This window comes from Affinundibacterium nitidum (assembly GCF_014284155.1).
In the GTDB taxonomy this organism is placed as follows: domain Bacteria; phylum Pseudomonadota; class Gammaproteobacteria; order Burkholderiales; family Burkholderiaceae_D; genus Undibacterium; species Undibacterium nitidum.
Window position 1 is genome coordinate 1 of the sequence record NZ_JACOFZ010000047.1, and the last position, 288, is coordinate 288.

The 288-nt window shown below is 54.5% G+C and carries 1 protein-coding gene; it reads right to left on the reverse strand.

The window, feature by feature from the left end:
* A partial coding sequence (locus H8K36_RS18970; RefSeq protein WP_186918086.1) for a hypothetical protein occupies positions 1-288 on the reverse strand: 288 nt, incomplete at both ends.

The window sequence follows — 288 nt, forward strand, 5'->3', positions numbered from 1 at the left end:
CCTTGCCTGTCGTGATCGTGATCGGTGTGCCACCTAAAGCATTTAATTGCGCCAAGGTGACGTTGGTGCCACCGACCGTAATGCTCGCCAATCCTGCTGGCGCACTGACCGTGAAGCTGTTCGCTGTTGCTGTTGCCGTTTCTGCTACCGTCATGTCGCCCGCAGAACCTGCATTGCTGTCCGGGATCGTGACCGTTGGTGCGCCAGGATTCGTTACATTCACCGTCGCCGTTGCGGTGACCACATCACCATCTTTATCAGTAATGGTGTAAGTAAAACTATCACTGC